A 17495-nucleotide genomic window follows, 5' to 3' on the forward strand; every position below is an offset into this window, starting at 1 on the left:
CGTACATGTATACAAAGATTCTCGGTACGGGGAGCTATTTACCCGTACAAGTGCGCACCAACGCTGACCTGGAAAAAATGGTGGATACCTCTGACGAGTGGATCGTCTCTCGTACCGGTATCCGTGAACGCCGTATTGCCGCCGCGGATGAAACCGTTGCGACGATGGGCTTCCATGCTGCTGAAAAAGCGCTGGAAATGGCGGGTGTGGCTAAAGAAGACATCGGGCTGATCGTGGTGGCTACCACCACCTCGAGCCACGCATTCCCAAGTTCTGCCTGCCAGGTGCAGCAGTTGCTGGGTATTAAGGACTGTGCGGCATTCGATCTGGCTGCGGCCTGCGCCGGTTTCACCTATGCGTTGAGCGTCGCCGATCAGTATGTTAAAAACGGCGCGGTGAAGCATGCTCTGGTGATTGGTGCTGACGTGTTGTCACGCACGCTGGATCCGGAAGATCGCGGCACTATCATTCTGTTTGGTGATGGTGCAGGTGCCGTGCTGTTGGGCGCTTCTGAAGAACCCGGCATCCTGTCGACCCATCTGCATGCCGATGGCAGCTACGGCGGTTTGTTGACCTTGCCGTTCAAAGATCGTCAGGATCAAGACAAGCCGGCCTATGTCACCATGGCGGGTAATGAAGTCTTCAAGGTTGCGGTTACCGAACTGGCTCACATCGTTGATGAAACCTTGCAGGCCAACAATCTGGACCGCAGCTCGCTGGACTGGCTGGTGCCACACCAGGCCAATCTGCGTATTATCAGCGCGACGGCGAAAAAATTGGGTATGGGGCTGGAGAAAGTGGTAGTGACGCTCGATCGTCACGGTAACACTTCGGCCGCCTCGGTCCCCGCAGCGTTCGATGAAGCGGTGCGTGATGGGCGAATTCAACGCGGCCAACTGGTGCTGCTGGAAGCCTTTGGCGGCGGCTTTACCTGGGGCTCGGCGCTGGTTCGTTTCTGATTAACAGGAAGAAAAAATGACGCAATTTGCTTTTGTTTTTCCAGGCCAGGGGTCACAGACTCTGGGCATGCTGGCCGATTTGGCCACTCAATATCCGATCGTTGAAGCGACCTTCAGCGAAGCCTCTTCCGTTCTGGGTTACGACCTGTGGCAACTGGTGCAGCAAGGGCCGGCGGAAGAGCTGAACAAAACCTGGCAGACGCAGCCGGCATTGCTGGCGGCTTCCGTAGCGATTTTCCGCGTCTGGCAGCAGCAGGGCGGTAAAGCGCCTGCAATCATGGCCGGCCATAGCCTGGGTGAATACTCGGCGCTGGTGTGTGCGGGCGTGCTGGATTTCCAGGCGGCAATCCGTCTGGTTGAGCTGCGCGGCAAACTGATGCAGGAAGCGGTGCCGGAAGGTACTGGCGCGATGTCCGCCATTATCGGCCTGGACAACGCGGCTATCGCCAAGGCTTGTGAAGAATCTGCCCAGGGGCAGGTTGTTTCGCCGGTGAACTTCAATTCACCAGGCCAGGTAGTGATCGCCGGCAATAAAGAAGCGGTTGAACGTGCAGGCGCGGCCTGTAAAGCCGCAGGTGCCAAGCGTGCGCTGCCGTTGCCGGTGAGCGTGCCTTCGCACTGCGCACTGATGAAACCGGCCGCAGACAAGCTGGCCATCGCGTTGCAGGAAATCACCTTCAGTGCGCCACAGGTGCCGGTGGTGAATAACGTCGACGTGCGCACCGAAACCGATCCAGAAGCGATCCGCAGTGCGCTGGTGCGTCAGTTGTACAGCCCGGTGCGTTGGACCGAGAGCGTAGAGTTTATGGCAGCACAGGGCGTTACGCTGCTGCTAGAGGTTGGTCCGGGTAAAGTTCTGACCGGTCTGACTAAACGTATTGTTGATACCCTGACGGCGGCGGCGGTTAATGACGCAGCCAGCCTGACAGCGGCGCTTGAACAATAAAGAGGAAAACAATGAGCTTCGAAGGTAAAGTTGTTCTGGTCACCGGCGCTAGCCGGGGTATTGGCCGGGCTATTGCAGAAACGTTTGTAGCACGTGGTGCTAAAGTTATCGGCACCGCCACCAGTGAAAGCGGCGCTGAGGCTATCAGCAGCTACCTGGGTGCAAGCGGCAAAGGGTTTGCGTTGAATGTGGTCGATGCTCAATCTATCGACAGCGTTCTGGCATCTATTCGTGCTGAATTTGGCGAAATCGACATTTTAGTGAATAATGCCGGTATTACGCGTGATAACCTCCTGATGCGTATGAAGGACGATGAGTGGCAGGATATCCTGAACACCAATCTGACTTCCGTATTCCGTCTGTCAAAAGCGGTAATGCGAGCTATGATGAAAAAGCGGTTTGGCCGTATCATCACCATCGGTTCTGTAGTCGGAACCATGGGGAACGCAGGGCAGGCTAATTACGCGGCGGCTAAAGCCGGTTTGATTGGTTTTAGTAAGTCTTTGGCACGTGAAGTTGCTTCGCGTGGCATTACGGTCAACGTCGTGGCACCTGGCTTTATTGAGACGGACATGACACGGGCGTTGACAGATGATCAGCGTGCAGGCATTTTGTCATCAGTTCCAGCCAATCGGCTGGGGGATGCTAAAGAAATCGCCAGCGCTGTTGCATTTTTAGCCTCTGATGAGGCTGGCTACATCACCGGTGAAACGTTGCATGTCAATGGCGGCATGTACATGATTTAAAAAATGCGAAAACTATTTGCGTTATTTGGGGTAAAAACCGCAGAATAGCGTAAAATCGTGGTTTGACCAGCCGGGATTTAGTTGCATCTTTTTCAACATTTTATACACTACGAAAACCATCGCGAAAGCGAGTTTTGATAGGAAATTTAAGAGTATGAGCACTATCGAAGAACGCGTTAAGAAAATCATTGTTGAGCAGTTGGGTGTTAAACAGGAAGAAGTTTTAAATAACGCTTCTTTCGTTGAAGATCTGGGTGCTGATTCTCTTGACACCGTTGAGCTGGTAATGGCTCTGGAAGAAGAGTTCGACACAGAGATTCCAGACGAAGAAGCTGAGAAAATCACTACTGTTCAGGCAGCTATTGATTTCATCAACGCCAGCCAGCAGTAAGAGAACATATCTAGGCGGTCACTCGACCGCCTAAGTTTTTTCTATCCCTAGTGTCATATTTTCCCTCCTTGGAGGACAAACGTGTCTAAGCGTCGAGTAGTTGTGACCGGACTGGGCATGTTGTCTCCTGTCGGCAATACGGTAGAGTCCACATGGACAGCTCTTCTTGCCGGTCAGAGTGGCATCAGCCTGATCGACCATTTCGATACCACAGCCTATGCGACCAAGTTTGCTGGCCTGGTAAAGGATTTTAATTCAGAGGATTTCATCTCACGCAAAGATGCGCGCAAGATGGACGCCTTCATCCAATACGGTATCGCGGCCGGCATGCAAGCTATGCAGGATGCGCAATTGGATATCACCGAGGCTAACGCCAGCCGCATTGGTGCCGCTATCGGCTCCGGTATTGGCGGCCTGGGTTTGATTGAAGAAAACCACAGTTCACTGGTTAACGGTGGCCCACGGAAAATCAGTCCGTTCTTTGTGCCGTCAACCATCGTTAACATGATTGCAGGCCACCTGACCATCATGTACGGCATGCGTGGCCCGAGCATTTCGATCGCCACCGCCTGTACTTCAGGTGTGCACAACATTGGCCATGCCGCGCGTATCATTGCTTACAATGATGCTGACGTCATGCTGGCCGGTGGGGCAGAGAAAGCCAGTACCCCGTTGGGTGTCGGTGGCTTTGGCGCAGCACGCGCATTGTCGACCCGTAACGAAAACCCGCAAGCGGCCAGCCGCCCATGGGACAAAGACCGTGACGGTTTTGTTCTGGGTGACGGTGCCGGCATGATGGTACTGGAAGAGTACGAGCACGCTAAAAAACGCGGCGCCAAGATTTATGCTGAAGTTGTCGGCTTTGGGATGAGCAGCGATGCTTATCACATGACGTCCCCTCCTGATAATGGGGCGGGCGCAGCGCTGGCGATGGAAAATGCGTTGCGTGATGCCGGTGTGACTACGTCACAAATCGGTTATATCAATGCGCACGGCACCTCAACGCCGGCCGGTGACAAAGCCGAAACGCAGGCGGTGAAGTCGGTATTTGGCAGCGATGCGCAGCGCGTGATGGTCAGTTCGACCAAATCGATGACCGGCCACCTGTTGGGTGCTGCGGGCGCGATCGAATCGATCTTCACCGTATTGGCATTGCGTGACCAAGCCGTTCCGCCAACCATCAACCTGGATAATCCGGATGAAGGTTGCGATCTGGACTTTGTTCCGCACGAAGCGCGCCAGGTGAGTGATATGCAGTACACACTGTGTAACTCCTTCGGCTTCGGTGGTACCAACGGTTCACTGATCTTCCGTAAGGTGTAATACCTCAGTTGGCAGATGCTATAAAAGCCCGGTTTTTTAAACCGGGCTTTTTTTATGGCGTTGACCCGTGACTCGGAAAGCTCTGCTTGCCGGTGTTATAGCCAAACGGCAAGCTGCTGCTAATGGCACCTGCGCCTGTTATTCTGTAGTGATACCAAAGCGGTCAGGGGGAGTCTATGTACTGGATTAATGGGTATCAGCATAATGCACTCGCGCCAAGCGATCGCGGTTTGCAGTTTGGCGACGGTTGTTTCACTACCGCCCGGGTGACCGAGGGTAAAATCGACCTGTTGCCCTGGCATATCGAGCGACTGCAGTTGGCGGCACAACGGCTGATGCTGCCAGCCTGTGACTGGAGCGCTTTGGAAGATGAAATGGTGCACGCGGCAGAATCTATCCCTCTGGGCGTGGTCAAAGCGATATTGACGCGCGGCAGCGGTGGCAGGGGTTACAGCCCGAAAGGCTGTGAGGCTCCTACCCGCATTGTCTCTCGCAGCAGCTACCCGATGCACTATCTGCCATGGCGTGAACAGGGCATCAGCCTGACGCTCAGTCCGGTAGCGCTGGGGCGTAATCCCCTGTTGGCTGGGCTGAAGCATTTGAACCGTTTGGAGCAGGTGTTGATCCGCACGCATCTTGACCAGACGGCCGCCGACGAGGCGCTGGTGCTTGACACTGCCGGTATGCTGGTGGAATGCTGTGCGGCTAATTTGTTCTGGCGTAAGGGAAAAGCAGTTTTTACTCCGGACTTGGGTCAGGCCGGGGTGGCCGGGTTGATGCGTCGTCGGGTGATTGAGCTGCTGACGGGCAGCGAATACTCGCTGCATTGCGTCAGTGAGCCGCTGGAGACGCTGGCCGATGCCGAAGAAGTGCTGGTGAGCAATGCGTTAATGCCGTTGCTGCCGGTCAATACTGCGCAATCATGGCGTTACCCTTCGCGCCAACTGTATGATTTTTTGCGCCCACACTGTTAACGATGGCTGATTGATGAAGAAAAGAAAGCTGAAGTTCGTTTCTATTATTGTTGTTCTGGTATTGGGCCTGCTGTTTTGGGGTTACCAGAAGGTTGAACGCTTCGCGGATACGCCATTGGCGATCCAGCAGGAAGCCATTTTTAAACTGCCGGCAGGGACCGGACGAGTGGCGCTGGAAGGATTGCTGGTACGCGACAAGCTGATCCACAACGGTAAGTGGTTCCCATGGTTGCTGCGTCTGGAGCCGCAATTGGCGGAGTTTAAGGCCGGGACCTACCGCTTTACGCCGGGCATGACGGTGCGTCAAATGCTTAAACTGTTGGCCAGCGGTAAAGAAGCCCAATTCAGCGCGCGGTTTATTGAAGGTTCCCGTCTGAGTGACTGGCTGATGGTGCTGCAACAGTCGAAATACCTCAAACATACGCTGGCCGGTAAAAGCGAGGCGGAAATCGCCGAAGCGCTGGGGCTGCCGGAAGGCACCAGCCCGGAAGGGCGCCTGTACCCGGATACCTATCTGTACACGGCAGGCATGAGCGATATGGCGCTGTTGAAACGAGCCCATCTGCGTATGATAAAAGCGCTTGAGAGCGCCTGGCAGGGCCGTGAGACAGACCTGCCGTACAAGACGCCGGAACAGTTGCTGACCATGGCCTCGATCATTGAGAAAGAGACCGCAGTGCCGGAGGAGCGCACTAAAGTGGCGTCGGTATTCATTAACCGCCTGCGTATTGGCATGCGTTTGCAGACCGACCCGACGGTGATCTACGGCATGGGTGATAGTTATAATGGCAACATTACCCGCAAAGATTTGGAAACACCGACGCCGTACAACACTTATGTGATCAACGGTCTGCCGCCAACGCCGATTGCCATGCCGGGTCAGGCCTCGCTGGAAGCTGCTGCCAATCCGGCGAAAACGCCTTATTTGTACTTTGTTGCCGACGGCAAGGGTGGGCATCAATTTACCACTAACCTGGCCAGCCATAATCAGGCAGTGCGCGCCTATCGACAGGCGTTAAAGGAAAAGAATGAAAAGTAAATTCGTGGTTATCGAAGGGCTTGAAGGTGCGGGTAAAACTACCGCACGCGATACCGTGGTCAACGTACTACGCGAGCATGGCATCAACGATATTACTTTTACCCGTGAACCGGGTGGCACGCCGCTGGCAGAAAAACTGCGTGACCTGTTCAAGCGCGGCGTGGATGGCGAACTGCCGACCATCAAGGCCGAGGTGCTGATGCTGTATGCAGCCCGCGTACAGCTGGTGGAAACGGTGATCAAACCGGCATTGGAGCGCGGTGCCTGGGTAGTTGGCGATCGTCACGACTTGTCTTCTCAAGCCTATCAGGGTGGTGGCCGGGGTGTGGATCAACAACTGATGGCGTCGCTGCGTGACACGGTACTGGGAGATTTTCGGCCGAACCTGACGCTTTACCTGGATTTGCCGCCGTTAGTGGGCCTGCAGCGGGCTCGTGCGCGCGGCGAACTGGATCGCATCGAGCAAGAGGCACTGCCATTCTTTGAACGCACCCGCGCGCGTTACCTGGAGTTGGCGGCACAGGATGACTCTATCGTCACCGTTGACGCTTCTCAATCGCTGGAGCAGGTGACGGCGGCGATCCGCCGTAGCGTCAGCCAATGGCTGCAGCAGCAGGAAGGCGTGTAATGAACTGGTATCCGTGGCTGAACACCCCTTATCGGCAATTGGTCGGACAATATGCGACCGGTCGCGGTCATCACGCACTGCTGTTGCATGCCGCTGCGGGCAATGGTGAGGATGCGCTGGCCTATGGGCTGAGTCGCTGGCTGATCTGCCAGCGCCGCAACGGTGAGAAAAGCTGCGGTGAATGTCATAGCTGTCGATTGATGCTGGCGGGTAACCATCCGGATTATCACGTGCTGACGCCGGAAAAAGGCAAAAGCAGCCTGGGGGTGGAACCCATCCGCCAGGTGATTGAAATCCTTTATACGCATGCGCAGCAGGGCGGCGCCAAGGTGATTTGGCTGCCACAGGCGGAATTGCTGACCGAGGCCGCCGCCAACGCTTTGTTGAAAACGCTGGAAGAACCGCCAGAAAAAACTTTTTTCCTGTTGAGTTGCCGTGAGCCTTCACGTTTGTTGGCGACGCTGCGCAGCCGTTGTTTATATTGGCACCTTGCCAGCCCGGATGAGCAGCTCAGCCTGCAATGGTTGAACCGTCAAACGCCGGGTAATCAGGTTGATCTCCTGACGGCCTTGCGCCTGCACGATGGCGCCCCGCTGGCTGCTGAACAGTTGCTGCAGCCAGAACGTTGGCAGCAGCGCAGCGCGCTGTGCAGCGCCCTGAGTGCCGCATTGCCGCAGCATGACATGCTGTCCTTGTTGCCGGTGTTGAATCACGAAGACGTTGCTGAACGGCTACACTGGTTATGCGCGTTATTGATGGACGCCATGAAGTGGCAACAGGGGGCCGCCAGCTTTGCATTGAATCAGGATCAGCAGCCGCTGGTGCACCAACTGGCCAGTCGCCTGAGCAGCACTTCGCTGCAGCAAGGGTTGCAGCAATGGCTTCATTGCCGTCATCAGTTGCTGAGCGTCGTCGGCGTTAACCGTGAACTGCTGCTGACCGAACAGTTACTTGGCTGGGAGCAGATGCTCGGCGCTACCGGCTATTCCCACCCTCATTCGCTGTAAAAGAGTTAAATATTATGTTGTTAGTAGATTCTCATTGTCACCTTGACGGCCTGGATTACCAAACGCTGCACCAAAACGTGGATGATGCCCTGGCGAAGGCCAAGGCGCGCGATGTGGGTTACGTACTGGCGGTCGCTACCACCTTACCGGGCTATCAGGCGATGACCCAACTGATTGGCTCTCGCGACGACGTGGCGTTCTCCTGTGGGGTACATCCACTCAATCTGGAAGGGGGTTACGATTACGCTGAGCTGCGCCGTCTGGCGGCGGCAGAGCAGGTAGTGGCACTGGGTGAAACCGGGCTGGATTACTTCTATCAGAAAGATAATCTCGAACTGCAACAAGCGTCGTTTCGTGAACATATCCGTATCGGCCGCGATCTGAACAAACCGGTGATCGTGCATACCCGCGATGCGCGTGAAGACACGCTGGCGATCCTGCGTGAAGAAAATGCCCAGGACTGCGGCGGTGTGCTGCATTGTTTTACTGAGGATTGTGCTACCGCGGAGGCCTTGCTGGATCTGGGGTTCTACATTTCCTTCTCCGGCATTTTGACCTTCCGCAACGCAGATCAACTGCGTGAGGTAGCGCGCTACGTGCCGCTGGATCGTATTTTGGTGGAAACCGACTCGCCGTATCTGGCTCCGGTGCCGCATCGTGGTAAAGAAAACCAACCTGCCTATGTGCGCGATGTGGCTGAATACATGGCGGTATTGAAGGGCGTGAGCCTGGAAACGCTGGCCGAAACCACCACCGCCAACTTTTCACGCTTATTTCACATCGAACTCTGATCTTTGGCCTAGGCTATAGCTGGGGTTAACGAAATCTGAATTTTTTTTAAGCTCGTAATTAATCGCCGAAACGGGTAATGTTCCCACCCGTTTTCGGGCGAGCTACGGGCGTTTTTTGCTCATTTTTAACAAAAAATAAGCGATATAAGAAAAATACCCGGTTTTGTTCATCGAAACGTGACTGTCATCAAACATTGCGCAGCCTATTTATTTTACTCTGCGTAATAATTCAAGGGGTGCTCAGACACCCTGAATTGCAGGGGTTTTTTCTCCCCCCCTTGCAACGCGAAGAATCGCGAAAAGTAGCAAAGCACTATTACTCAGGAGCACACTCAACTATGTTCAAGAACGCATTTGCAAACCTGCAAAAAGTAGGTAAGTCGCTAATGCTGCCGGTATCCGTATTGCCTATCGCAGGTATCCTGCTGGGCGTCGGTTCCGCCAACTTTAGCTGGCTACCTGCGGTAGTCTCACACGTGATGGCGGAAGCCGGCGGTTCCGTTTTCGCCAACATGCCGCTGATTTTTGCCATCGGTGTTGCCCTGGGCTTCACCAATAACGACGGTGTCTCCGCGTTAGCCGCAGTAGTGGCTTACGGCATCATGGTGAAAACCATGGCGGTGGTTGCGCCGCTGGTGCTGCACCTGCCGGCTGAAGAGATTGCGGCCAAACACCTGGCGGATACCGGTGTGCTTGGGGGGATTATCTCCGGCTCCATCGCTGCCTACATGTTTAACCGCTTCTTCCGCATTCAATTGCCGGAATATCTGGGCTTCTTTGCCGGTAAGCGTTTTGTGCCGATTATTTCCGGCCTGGCGGCAATCGTTCTGGGCGTAGTACTGTCCTTTATCTGGCCTCCAATCGGTACGGCTATCCAGACCTTCTCCCAGTGGGCGGCTTATCAGAACCCGGTAGTGGCGTTTGGTATTTACGGCGTGGTTGAACGTGCGCTGGTGCCGTTCGGTCTGCACCATATCTGGAACGTGCCGTTCCAAATGCAGATTGGTGAATACACCAACGCAGCGGGTCAGGTGTTCCACGGCGATATTCCACGTTATATGGCGGGTGACCCAACTGCGGGTAAACTGTCCGGTGGCTTCCTGTTTAAAATGTACGGTCTGCCTGCTGCTGCGATTGCCATCTGGCACTCAGCCAAGCCGGAAAACCGCGCAAAAGTCGGCGGTATCATGATCTCCGCTGCGCTGACCTCGTTCCTGACCGGTATCACCGAACCGATCGAGTTCTCCTTCATGTTCGTTGCGCCGATCCTGTACGCAATCCATGCCATCCTGGCTGGCCTGGCGTTCCCGATCTGTATCCTGTTGGGGATGCGTGACGGCACCAGCTTCTCACACGGTCTGATCGACTTTATCGTTCTGAGCGGCAACAGCAGCAAAATCTGGCTGTTCCCAATCGTCGGTATCATCTACGGTCTGGTGTACTACACCATCTTCCGCGTGCTAATTGCCAAGCTGGATCTGAAAACCCCAGGTCGTGAAGACACGATCTCTGAGCAAGTTGCACAGGGTGGTTCTGAAATGTCTGCGGCGCTGGTACAGGCTTTCGGCGGTAAAGACAACATCACCAACCTGGACGCCTGCATCACCCGTCTGCGCGTTAGCGTGGCGGACGTGAGCAAGGTTGACCAGGCTGGCTTGAAAAAACTGGGTGCTGCCGGCGTAGTCGTCGCAGGCTCGGGCGTTCAGGCTATCTTTGGTACCAAATCTGACAACCTGAAAACGGATATGGACGAATACATCCGTAATCATTAATTCAGGTAGGGGAGTTTCAAAGGGAGGTGAAAGCCTCCCTTTTTTATTTCTAACTGAATACCACGTCCTATGGACGTGGTTATCGACTTTTTGGCTCTGCCAGTAATGCTACTCATGGGAAAATCCGAATCCGTTATCCCCATAACTGATAAGGATTTAACCATGAGTAGGTTCGAAAAAGCATCGCATGTGCTCTGGCATTGTCAATACCATATAGTTTGGACGCCCAAGTGCCGATTTCGAATACTGAAAAACAATGTAGGGAAAGAGGTTTACAGGCAAATAAGAATATTAAGTGAACAACTCCATGTAGAAATAGTGGAGTTAAATGTTCAGTTAGATCATGTTCATTTACTGATAAAGATCCCGCCGAAACTGTCAGTATCAGAAGTGATGGGCCACCTTAAAGGCCGAACAGCTATCCGTTTGTTTAATAAATTCCCCTACTTGAGGAAGCACAAGTTGTGGGGAAATCACTTTTGGGCGAAGGGCTACTGTGTGGACACCGTAGGTGTAAACGCAGAGATGATCCGCAAGTACGTAAAGTACCAAGAGAAACACGAGCAAGAAGAAAACCAGCTGAGTTTACATGGAATGTGAAGTGAGGACCCTTAGGGTTCGAGCTTAGTACGCCCCTATGGGGCGCCCAAGCAATGCCGCCTTCTACGAAGGCGGATTTTTACTTATTTTTTCATTGATTTATAAGTGTTTTTTATTTTAAGCGTCCACATTTAGACCTTGATTTTCAGGCTGTGGATCTCTACGGGCATGAAAGTGAATGATAAAACCCCGCGCATAGGCGGGGCGGGTCACAGCGATAGATTGAGTTGATCACGCCCATAGTGGGAAGTAGGGAAGGCGTCTTGCGGGATAAAGTCGGGCGGTAACACTTCACTAGGGCCGCGCTTGGTTACCAATTTTTCAACGCTGTTTAGTGTCGTGAACGTGATGCTGCATTCGAAATTCTGACACTGGTGATATTGCCGTATCGTCATTTCACTGAGACGGCGACTGGTACGTGTACGAGCGACGGCACCGCAGATCGGACAAACAAACATGATGGCCTCCCATGGCGGGAGTTGAACTCCCTGACATTATGGCCGTCACTATCCACTTTCCGCAATCCATTCGGGTATTTTTGCTTCAAACTCAAGCCGAGTAGTAAAGCCGTTTCCATCAATGGAATGGCTTGCCCTGGCTATAATCCAGTCCTGATTATCGATATCCGTTTTAAATCCCGTTACGGTGCCGTGCATTTCCGGGTATAAATCGGCACGGCCGTAGGCCAGCGTGAGAATAAATTCAGCAGCCTCGCGTTTTAGCTGTTGCCACTTTGCAGCAGCGGCGCGCTTTGCGGCTATTTCGTTATTGTAGGTTTTGCGCAGCACATAAACATTGCCGTCCTCGCCGTCAAGATAATCACCTTCACGGTTGCTGCTGCGTTCCACCTTCTTTTTCTCAGGCTTGCGTTTTTTTACTGTGACTTTCTTCTTTTTCCCAAACTCCAGATCCAGCCAATAAGCGCGCACCCCCGTATAGGCGTCGCGGTCTGCGATACGGAACGAATGGCGGTCGCCGCTGCTGCGGGTGATGGCGAACGAAGGTAATGCTTTACCGGTTGCACTGACGCCGCCACCGGGCAGGATAAACAGCAGGCTGCCGTTCTTCACCGTGGCGATGGCGCCCAGCATTTCAGCCATGCGCGTCAGGAAAGACATATCACTTTCTTGCGTCTGGTCTGCGTGGTCGATCTCCAGCCCTATTAGTGACTCGGATAGCAGAAACGCAGACGGATCTGGCGGCCGAGCTACAAAAAGTCCCCGGCCTGAGTACCTTCTCGTTTGATGGCCCATGGCCGGTATCATCGTCCTATGATCTGCTGGACTCGATGTATTGCGCCGACAACGGTCGGTACTACGATACGCCGATCAGCTGGTACGGCCTTGCTCGCCAGTTCGGCCACGCAAGTTGGCACCAGTCGGCGCTGATCTTCAAACGCAATGTGCTGTCCGGTTGCTTTATCCCACACAGGCTACTGTCGCGCCAGGCGTTCTCGGCCTTCGCCATGGATTGGGTGGTGTTCGGTAATGCCTATCTGGAGTTGCGCCGCAATGTGCTCGGTGGGCCGCTGGCGCTGAATCACACGCTGGCGAAATACACCCGGCGTGGCTCCGACCTGGATACCTACTGGTTTATCCAGGCGGGTCTGGATGATTACCAGTTCCCGACTGGTGCCGTCTGCCATGTGATCAACCCGGACATTCACCAGGAGATCTACGGCATGCCGGAATACTTCGCCGGCCTGCTGTCCGCTAACTTGTCCCACTCGGCCGACACGTTCCGCAAGCTGTACTACGACAACGGCAGCCATGCCGGTTGTATCGTCTACGTCAACAGCGCTATCGCCGACCAGGAAAGTCTGGACAAGCTAAAGAAGACATTGACCGACACGCGGCGGGGTGGGGTATTCAAAAACATCCTGTTGCACGCGCCGAACGGCGGTAAGGACTCAGTGCAGATCCTGCCGTTCAGCCAGATATCGGCCAAGGATGAGTTTCTAGGTGTGAAGTCCGCGACGCGTGACGATATTCTCGCTGCCCACCGTGTTCCGCCGCAGCTGATGGGCGCCATGCCGGAAGGTAACGGCACGTTTGGTGATGTGGAGAAGGCGGCGAGGGTGTTCGCCATCAACGAGCTGACGCCGATCATGGAAGCCATGAAACACGTCAACGACTGGATAGGGGAGGAGGTGATCCGCTTTAACCCGTATGCGTTGCTGAACGTAGACTAACCCCCATCGCTGCAGCATGGCCGTCGCCGTCTATGGCGGCCACCTCTCTGATCTAACGCTGGCATTCACAGCATCAATCCTTTTGCCATCACCAGCCGCGTTATGCGGCCCTCTGGCGTGCTCTTCATGTATCACGGCGTCTACGCGCCATCACAGTACGCGCTTCACAGCGGCCCGCTCATGAAGTACATGGCCCCCTCCTCATGACCCAACGCGCGCGCTTACTCCCCCGCCTCGCCTGGGTGCCTCACACCCTCTTTATTGTGCAAGATCCAAAGTAGATAGAACCCGCGCCAGTGCTGGCTCAGGTTCGCGATAGGGGAGATCGAATTATTGTGCAAAATTGTGCAGAACTGTGCGGTTTAGCATTGGTTTTTTATTTCATATAACTCTGTTAAGTACTATTTTACTTAATGAATATTCAAATGCGCCATTTTATATCTATATAAAATATAAGGGTGCTAATAATCATGGTGTGTGAGGATTTTATGCGTATTGATTCATTGAAACTGGTAGGTTATAGAAACTATTCTAATGCGTTAATTAACTTTTCGGCTAATACACTTGTGATTGGTTCAAATGATATTGGTAAAACTAATATGATTCACGCATTAAGAATTTTATTAGATAAAAGTTTATCAGAGTTAGATATTGAGCCTAAAGAGATAGACTTTCATATCAATAAAGATGGAGATCAAGCCAATGAGATTGAGATAGTGATAACATTTTGCGAGGTAACAGAAGATGCAATTGTATCATTATTAAAAGGTTATATAAGTGATGAAGGGAGAACAGTCATACATTACAAAGCAGTACGGGATAATTTAAATTTTGAAATATCCATTGGGCAATCAGTCGATGATTTGGAGTTGATTAATGGTAGATATTATCTAAAATATTTAAATATGAAGTATATTCATTCGCAGCGTGACCTTGAAAAATTTATTCAGAGAGAAAAGAAATACCTATTAAAAATATCCAATGAAAATCTTGAAGAGAAAGAACGACAGGAAGATAAAAGAAGAGTTGCTGCTATATCTAGAATGCTAAGTAGGGTCAATAAAAATATTGGCCATCTAAATTATGTTTCTGATGCAACTAAAAATGTAAATTTAGAATTAAGTAAATTAGCCCATCATAATGTTGGATACTCAGTTCACCTTGGAGCTGGTTCAATACAAGTTAACTCTTTTATTGATAAACTGGATTTAGGAGCAAACTCTAATGGTGGAGAGGTAATGCTTGGAGGTGACGGGCGTAACAATCAAATACTACTAGCTTTATGGAAAGCCAAAAGTATCCAAGAACATGATATAGAAAATGAGGTTGTTATTTATTGTGTGGAAGAACCTGAGGCTCACTTACATCCACATCAACAAAGAAAGCTTGCTGATTATCTTTATACAGAACTTCCCGGTCAATCTATTATCACTACACACTCGCCACAAATAACATCTCAATATAAACCGAACTCCATTATTAGATTGCTGAGTGATGATGGTGCGACAAGAGCAGCTAGCCAGGGATGCTCTGATTGTATTTCAGATGCATGGGATGCAATGGGATATAGGATGAGTATTCTACCTTCAGAAGCTTTCTTCTCAAGTGCTGTTTTACTTGTGGAAGGACCATCTGAAAGACTGTTCTACACACAAATATCTAAAGATTTTGATATAGAGCTAGATCGCTTGAATATATCAATACTTTCTGTCGATGGTGTGCAATTTGAGGTTTATAGAAAGATTCTTGATGCAATGGAAATACCATGGGTGATGCGAACCGATAATGATGTTTCGAAAATCACTGCAGGTGGATTTTTATACTCTAACTTTGCTGGGATTAATAGATGCTATAAAATAGCGGGGGAGGAAGTATTAGCTCATGGCAAGGCTGGATTATGTGCAAATGATACTGTCGAAACTGGTCTTTGGAATGAAGCGTCTCAAAAATTAAATGTTAAAGGTATTTTCCTTTCAAAAGTGGATCTTGAAAGTGATTTGGCGGATGAGTTGCCTGCCTTAGTCTGTGAGTACAGTGGCAGCGGAACCGACCTTTCCGCTGCAATAAAATATTTACAAGATAAGAAGGCAATCAGAATGAGAGAGTTTTTAAAATTCACACAAGGTAGAAGAGAGCCGCTAAAAGACGGTGAATTAATTAAGCCAATATTGAAATGCAGACAAATTGTCACTGGAGTTTAATTTATGAACTTAAACTATACAGCAGAACAAGATGCGGCCATTAATTATAATGAAAGCATGGTTGTAACAGCTTGCCCTGGAAGTGGAAAAACCACTGTTATTGTAGAGAAAATAAGGCGCACAATTCCTACACTTAGAGACTATCAGGGAGTTATTGCAATAACGTTTACAGTTAAAGCTAGTGATGAGTTGAAAAATCGATGCAAAAAAAATGCATTTAATACAAGGCAAACCTTTTTTGGTACTATAGATAGTTTCTGCTTAAAAGAGATAATATATCCCTTCATCTCAAGGGTTTGGGGTAAAAGCGAGAAAGACATTCAAACTGTATATAATGATGATCTAGAGGAAGAGGATAAGGATGCCTATGCTGATATTACTTCAAGTTTATTAACTACAGAGGCGTTTACGACTGATATTATTAAGCGGCTTAAGGTTTTATATCAAAAGGGATGGTTGTTAATGAGTTCGGTTGGTGTGATAGCTAACCATATAATTGAAAATTCTGAATCTTGCCGCAAGTATCTTTCTGTCAAATATAAAGGAGTTTTTGTTGATGAATATCAAGACTCTTCGGAACCACAGCACAAATTGTTTTTAAAGCTAGTTGATTTAGGCATGATTGGTACTGCTGTTGGTGATGAAGAGCAATCTATTTATGAATTTCGTGGTGGAAACCCGGAGTATATAGAAGATTTGAAAAAAGTAGGAAGCGGATTCGCAAGTTTTAACATGAGCTTAAATCATAGGTGTCATCCTTCTATAAGTAATTATGCCAGGAGACTTTTTGATGAGCAGTGTGCATTAATTCAGACTGATGAAATTATGATGCGTCGTTATAATATCAAGGGAAATCAAACTGATGTAGCAAGGCAAATATCCAAGTGGATACCAGCTGCGAAAAATAAATTTGATATAAAAAACAATATTGACATCGCTATTTTAGTTAGGAATAACACCACGCTGGGGTACGTATCTCAGGGGTTGTTAGTTCCACATAGAATATATGAAGATAATCCACTAGCAAGTTATAGTGATGTTTTTTCGAAGTTATTCACTGGTTTGTTGCATTACAGATATAACACAAAGGTCACTTCTCAGGAGATAATATCCGACTATGTTAAATCATATTTTAGCGAAAAGAAATGCAGAGGTTTTCGACGTGTCATAAAGGAAGTTAGGCGTGCATCTGATGATGATTTAATAAGTTGCATGCAAAACGTGTCTTGTAGTATTTATGGTGTAGATGCTCCTGAAAAGATTATTCTTGCATTAAAAACCATACTATCTATGCCATCAATAAAAAAACAATTTGAAATTAAAGATGAAAATGAAATTCAGGTCATGACGTTACATAAAGCAAAGGGGCTAGAGTTTGACTTGGTATTTCATTTAGATCTATATGAATGGGTATTCCCATGGCGTAAACCCACTGGTAATTTCGATGATCCTCCATTGTATCCATCGTGGAAACAAGAGTTAGATTTACATTACGTTGGTATAACGAGAGCAAAAAAATTATGTGTGTTGATGACATCAAGTTCACGAATAAAAGATGGGGGGCTGAAAAATGGAGAGCCATCTAGATTTTTTGATTTACCAGGGTTAAAAGGTCTTTACTTGGCTAAGTAATATGATAAAACGGTCATTAATTTTAGTGATCGTTTTTTCTCTAGTTCTATAACTGTGAACGATGTTTTTCAGTTCAAACACCCGGTTCATAATAACGCTGCGCTTCTCCGCGTAACTCGCCGGCGCTTTGCGCATGACGCCAGCCCGCCAGCGTTTTCCGTTCAGCGACAATTCATCACCGCCGGCCAGCTTTTTCGCTTCCACTATTAGGTATTCATTGAAGGCACGCCGTTCTCGACCTCTCATCCCCTCAGAATCGCCTCCAGGCGGCCAGCTGGTATAGCCATTTGCATCT

At 50.4% G+C, this 17495-nt stretch carries 17 protein-coding genes and 1 pseudogene; 15 read left to right on the plus strand and 3 right to left on the minus strand.

Features of this window, described 5'->3' with window-relative positions:
• Positions 1-5: 5 nt before the first annotated feature.
• The 12 genes from QOT07_RS09670 to tnpA all read left to right on the plus strand — a co-directional run bounded on the left by QOT07_RS09670 (position 6) and on the right by tnpA (position 11176).
• Entirely contained in the window at positions 6-959 is a 954-nt protein-coding gene (locus tag QOT07_RS09670; protein ID WP_085116235.1) for a beta-ketoacyl-ACP synthase III, read from the plus strand.
• A 16-nt stretch (positions 960-975) separates the two neighbouring features.
• Positions 976-1905, plus strand: coding sequence for an ACP S-malonyltransferase (gene fabD / locus QOT07_RS09675; RefSeq protein WP_112348142.1), 930 nt, complete (start codon positions 976-978; stop codon positions 1903-1905).
• Between the two features lie 11 nt (positions 1906-1916).
• The gene (fabG, locus tag QOT07_RS09680; protein ID WP_012006331.1) at positions 1917-2651 is read left to right on the plus strand and encodes a 3-oxoacyl-ACP reductase FabG; all 735 of its coding nucleotides are present in this window, start codon (positions 1917-1919) and stop codon (positions 2649-2651) included.
• A gap of 154 nt (positions 2652-2805) precedes the next feature.
• On the plus strand, positions 2806-3042 hold the full coding sequence (acpP, locus tag QOT07_RS09685; protein ID WP_004719003.1) for an acyl carrier protein: 237 nt from the start codon (positions 2806-2808) through the stop codon (positions 3040-3042).
• An 81-nt stretch (positions 3043-3123) separates the two neighbouring features.
• Positions 3124-4365 (plus strand): beta-ketoacyl-ACP synthase II, encoded by a 1242-nt coding sequence (gene fabF, locus QOT07_RS09690; protein ID WP_283602997.1) that lies wholly within the window; start codon positions 3124-3126, stop codon positions 4363-4365.
• Between the two features lie 176 nt (positions 4366-4541).
• A complete protein-coding gene (gene pabC / locus QOT07_RS09695) occupies positions 4542-5339 on the plus strand; it encodes an aminodeoxychorismate lyase (RefSeq protein WP_261426897.1) in 798 nt (265 codons plus the stop codon).
• Positions 5340-5352: 13 nt separating this feature from the next.
• Positions 5353-6378: an endolytic transglycosylase MltG gene (gene mltG / locus QOT07_RS09700; protein WP_283602998.1), complete on the plus strand. Its 1026-nt coding sequence runs from the start codon at positions 5353-5355 to the stop codon at positions 6376-6378.
• Positions 6368-7006 (plus strand): dTMP kinase, encoded by a 639-nt coding sequence (gene tmk / locus QOT07_RS09705; RefSeq protein ID WP_099062531.1) that lies wholly within the window; start codon positions 6368-6370, stop codon positions 7004-7006. The genes mltG and tmk overlap by 11 nt, the downstream gene beginning before the upstream one ends.
• The gene (gene holB / locus QOT07_RS09710; protein WP_261426892.1) at positions 7006-8013 is read left to right on the plus strand and encodes a DNA polymerase III subunit delta'; all 1008 of its coding nucleotides are present in this window, start codon (positions 7006-7008) and stop codon (positions 8011-8013) included. Before tmk ends, holB begins: the two co-directional genes overlap by 1 nt.
• Positions 8014-8027: 14 nt before the next feature.
• Complete coding sequence (locus QOT07_RS09715) at positions 8028-8804, plus strand: metal-dependent hydrolase (RefSeq protein WP_099062530.1); 777 nt, start codon at positions 8028-8030, stop codon at positions 8802-8804.
• Between the two features lie 338 nt (positions 8805-9142).
• Positions 9143-10576, plus strand: a complete 1434-nt coding sequence (gene ptsG / locus QOT07_RS09720; protein WP_099062529.1) for a PTS glucose transporter subunit IIBC — start codon at positions 9143-9145, stop codon at positions 10574-10576.
• A 162-nt stretch (positions 10577-10738) separates the two neighbouring features.
• A complete protein-coding gene (gene tnpA, locus QOT07_RS09725) occupies positions 10739-11176 on the plus strand; it encodes an IS200/IS605 family transposase (protein WP_283602402.1) in 438 nt (145 codons plus the stop codon).
• 209 nt (positions 11177-11385) lie between these two features.
• Here tnpA and QOT07_RS09730 read toward each other — a convergent pair whose 3' ends face one another.
• Together QOT07_RS09730 and QOT07_RS09735 are read right to left on the minus strand one after the other, a co-directional pair.
• Positions 11386-11634 carry an ogr/Delta-like zinc finger family protein gene (locus QOT07_RS09730; protein ID WP_283602999.1) on the minus strand — a complete coding sequence of 83 codons (249 nt, stop codon included), beginning with the start codon at positions 11632-11634 and terminating at the stop codon, positions 11386-11388.
• Between the two features lie 48 nt (positions 11635-11682).
• Positions 11683-12357, minus strand: a pseudogene (locus QOT07_RS09735) (contractile injection system protein, VgrG/Pvc8 family); the annotation flags it as partial.
• Between QOT07_RS09735 and QOT07_RS09740 the strand changes: the two are divergent.
• From QOT07_RS09740 to QOT07_RS09750, 3 genes are all read left to right on the plus strand, one after another.
• Complete coding sequence (locus QOT07_RS09740; protein ID WP_283603000.1) at positions 12342-13367, plus strand: phage portal protein; 1026 nt, start codon at positions 12342-12344, stop codon at positions 13365-13367. The pseudogene QOT07_RS09735 and the gene QOT07_RS09740 overlap by 16 nt on opposite strands.
• A gap of 488 nt (positions 13368-13855) precedes the next feature.
• Complete coding sequence (locus tag QOT07_RS09745; RefSeq protein WP_283603001.1) at positions 13856-15568, plus strand: ATP-dependent nuclease; 1713 nt, start codon at positions 13856-13858, stop codon at positions 15566-15568.
• A 3-nt stretch (positions 15569-15571) separates the two neighbouring features.
• Positions 15572-17200, plus strand: a complete 1629-nt coding sequence (locus QOT07_RS09750; protein WP_283603002.1) for a UvrD-helicase domain-containing protein — start codon at positions 15572-15574, stop codon at positions 17198-17200.
• Here QOT07_RS09750 and QOT07_RS09755 read toward each other — a convergent pair.
• Complete coding sequence (locus QOT07_RS09755; RefSeq protein WP_283603003.1) at positions 17174-17404, minus strand: hypothetical protein; 231 nt, start codon at positions 17402-17404, stop codon at positions 17174-17176. The two genes, QOT07_RS09750 and QOT07_RS09755, sit on opposite strands and share 27 nt — an antisense overlap.
• Between the last annotated feature and the right edge of the window lie 91 nt (positions 17405-17495).

It is taken from the genome of Serratia proteamaculans, assembly GCF_949794035.1.
GTDB classification, from domain to species: domain Bacteria; phylum Pseudomonadota; class Gammaproteobacteria; order Enterobacterales; family Enterobacteriaceae; genus Serratia; species Serratia proteamaculans.

Excerpts from the sequence above, each read along its gene's own strand:
- QOT07_RS09670 (WP_085116235.1), top strand. The coding sequence starts at position 6 with ATGTATACAAAGATTCTCGGTACGGGGAGCTATTTACCCGTACAAGTG.
- fabD (WP_112348142.1), top strand. The coding sequence starts at position 976 with ATGACGCAATTTGCTTTTGTTTTTCCAGGCCAGGGGTCACAGACTCTG.
- fabG (WP_012006331.1), top strand. The coding sequence starts at position 1,917 with ATGAGCTTCGAAGGTAAAGTTGTTCTGGTCACCGGCGCTAGCCGGGGT.
- acpP (WP_004719003.1), top strand. The coding sequence starts at position 2,806 with ATGAGCACTATCGAAGAACGCGTTAAGAAAATCATTGTTGAGCAGTTG.
- pabC (WP_261426897.1), top strand. The coding sequence starts at position 4,542 with ATGTACTGGATTAATGGGTATCAGCATAATGCACTCGCGCCAAGCGAT.
- mltG (WP_283602998.1), top strand. The coding sequence starts at position 5,353 with ATGAAGAAAAGAAAGCTGAAGTTCGTTTCTATTATTGTTGTTCTGGTA.
- tmk (WP_099062531.1), top strand. The coding sequence starts at position 6,368 with ATGAAAAGTAAATTCGTGGTTATCGAAGGGCTTGAAGGTGCGGGTAAA.
- holB (WP_261426892.1), top strand. The coding sequence starts at position 7,006 with ATGAACTGGTATCCGTGGCTGAACACCCCTTATCGGCAATTGGTCGGA.
- QOT07_RS09715 (WP_099062530.1), top strand. The coding sequence starts at position 8,028 with ATGTTGTTAGTAGATTCTCATTGTCACCTTGACGGCCTGGATTACCAA.
- ptsG (WP_099062529.1), top strand. The coding sequence starts at position 9,143 with ATGTTCAAGAACGCATTTGCAAACCTGCAAAAAGTAGGTAAGTCGCTA.
- tnpA (WP_283602402.1), top strand. The coding sequence starts at position 10,739 with ATGAGTAGGTTCGAAAAAGCATCGCATGTGCTCTGGCATTGTCAATAC.
- QOT07_RS09730 (WP_283602999.1), bottom strand. The coding sequence starts at position 11,634 with ATGTTTGTTTGTCCGATCTGCGGTGCCGTCGCTCGTACACGTACCAGT.
- QOT07_RS09745 (WP_283603001.1), top strand. The coding sequence starts at position 13,856 with ATGCGTATTGATTCATTGAAACTGGTAGGTTATAGAAACTATTCTAAT.
- QOT07_RS09750 (WP_283603002.1), top strand. The coding sequence starts at position 15,572 with ATGAACTTAAACTATACAGCAGAACAAGATGCGGCCATTAATTATAAT.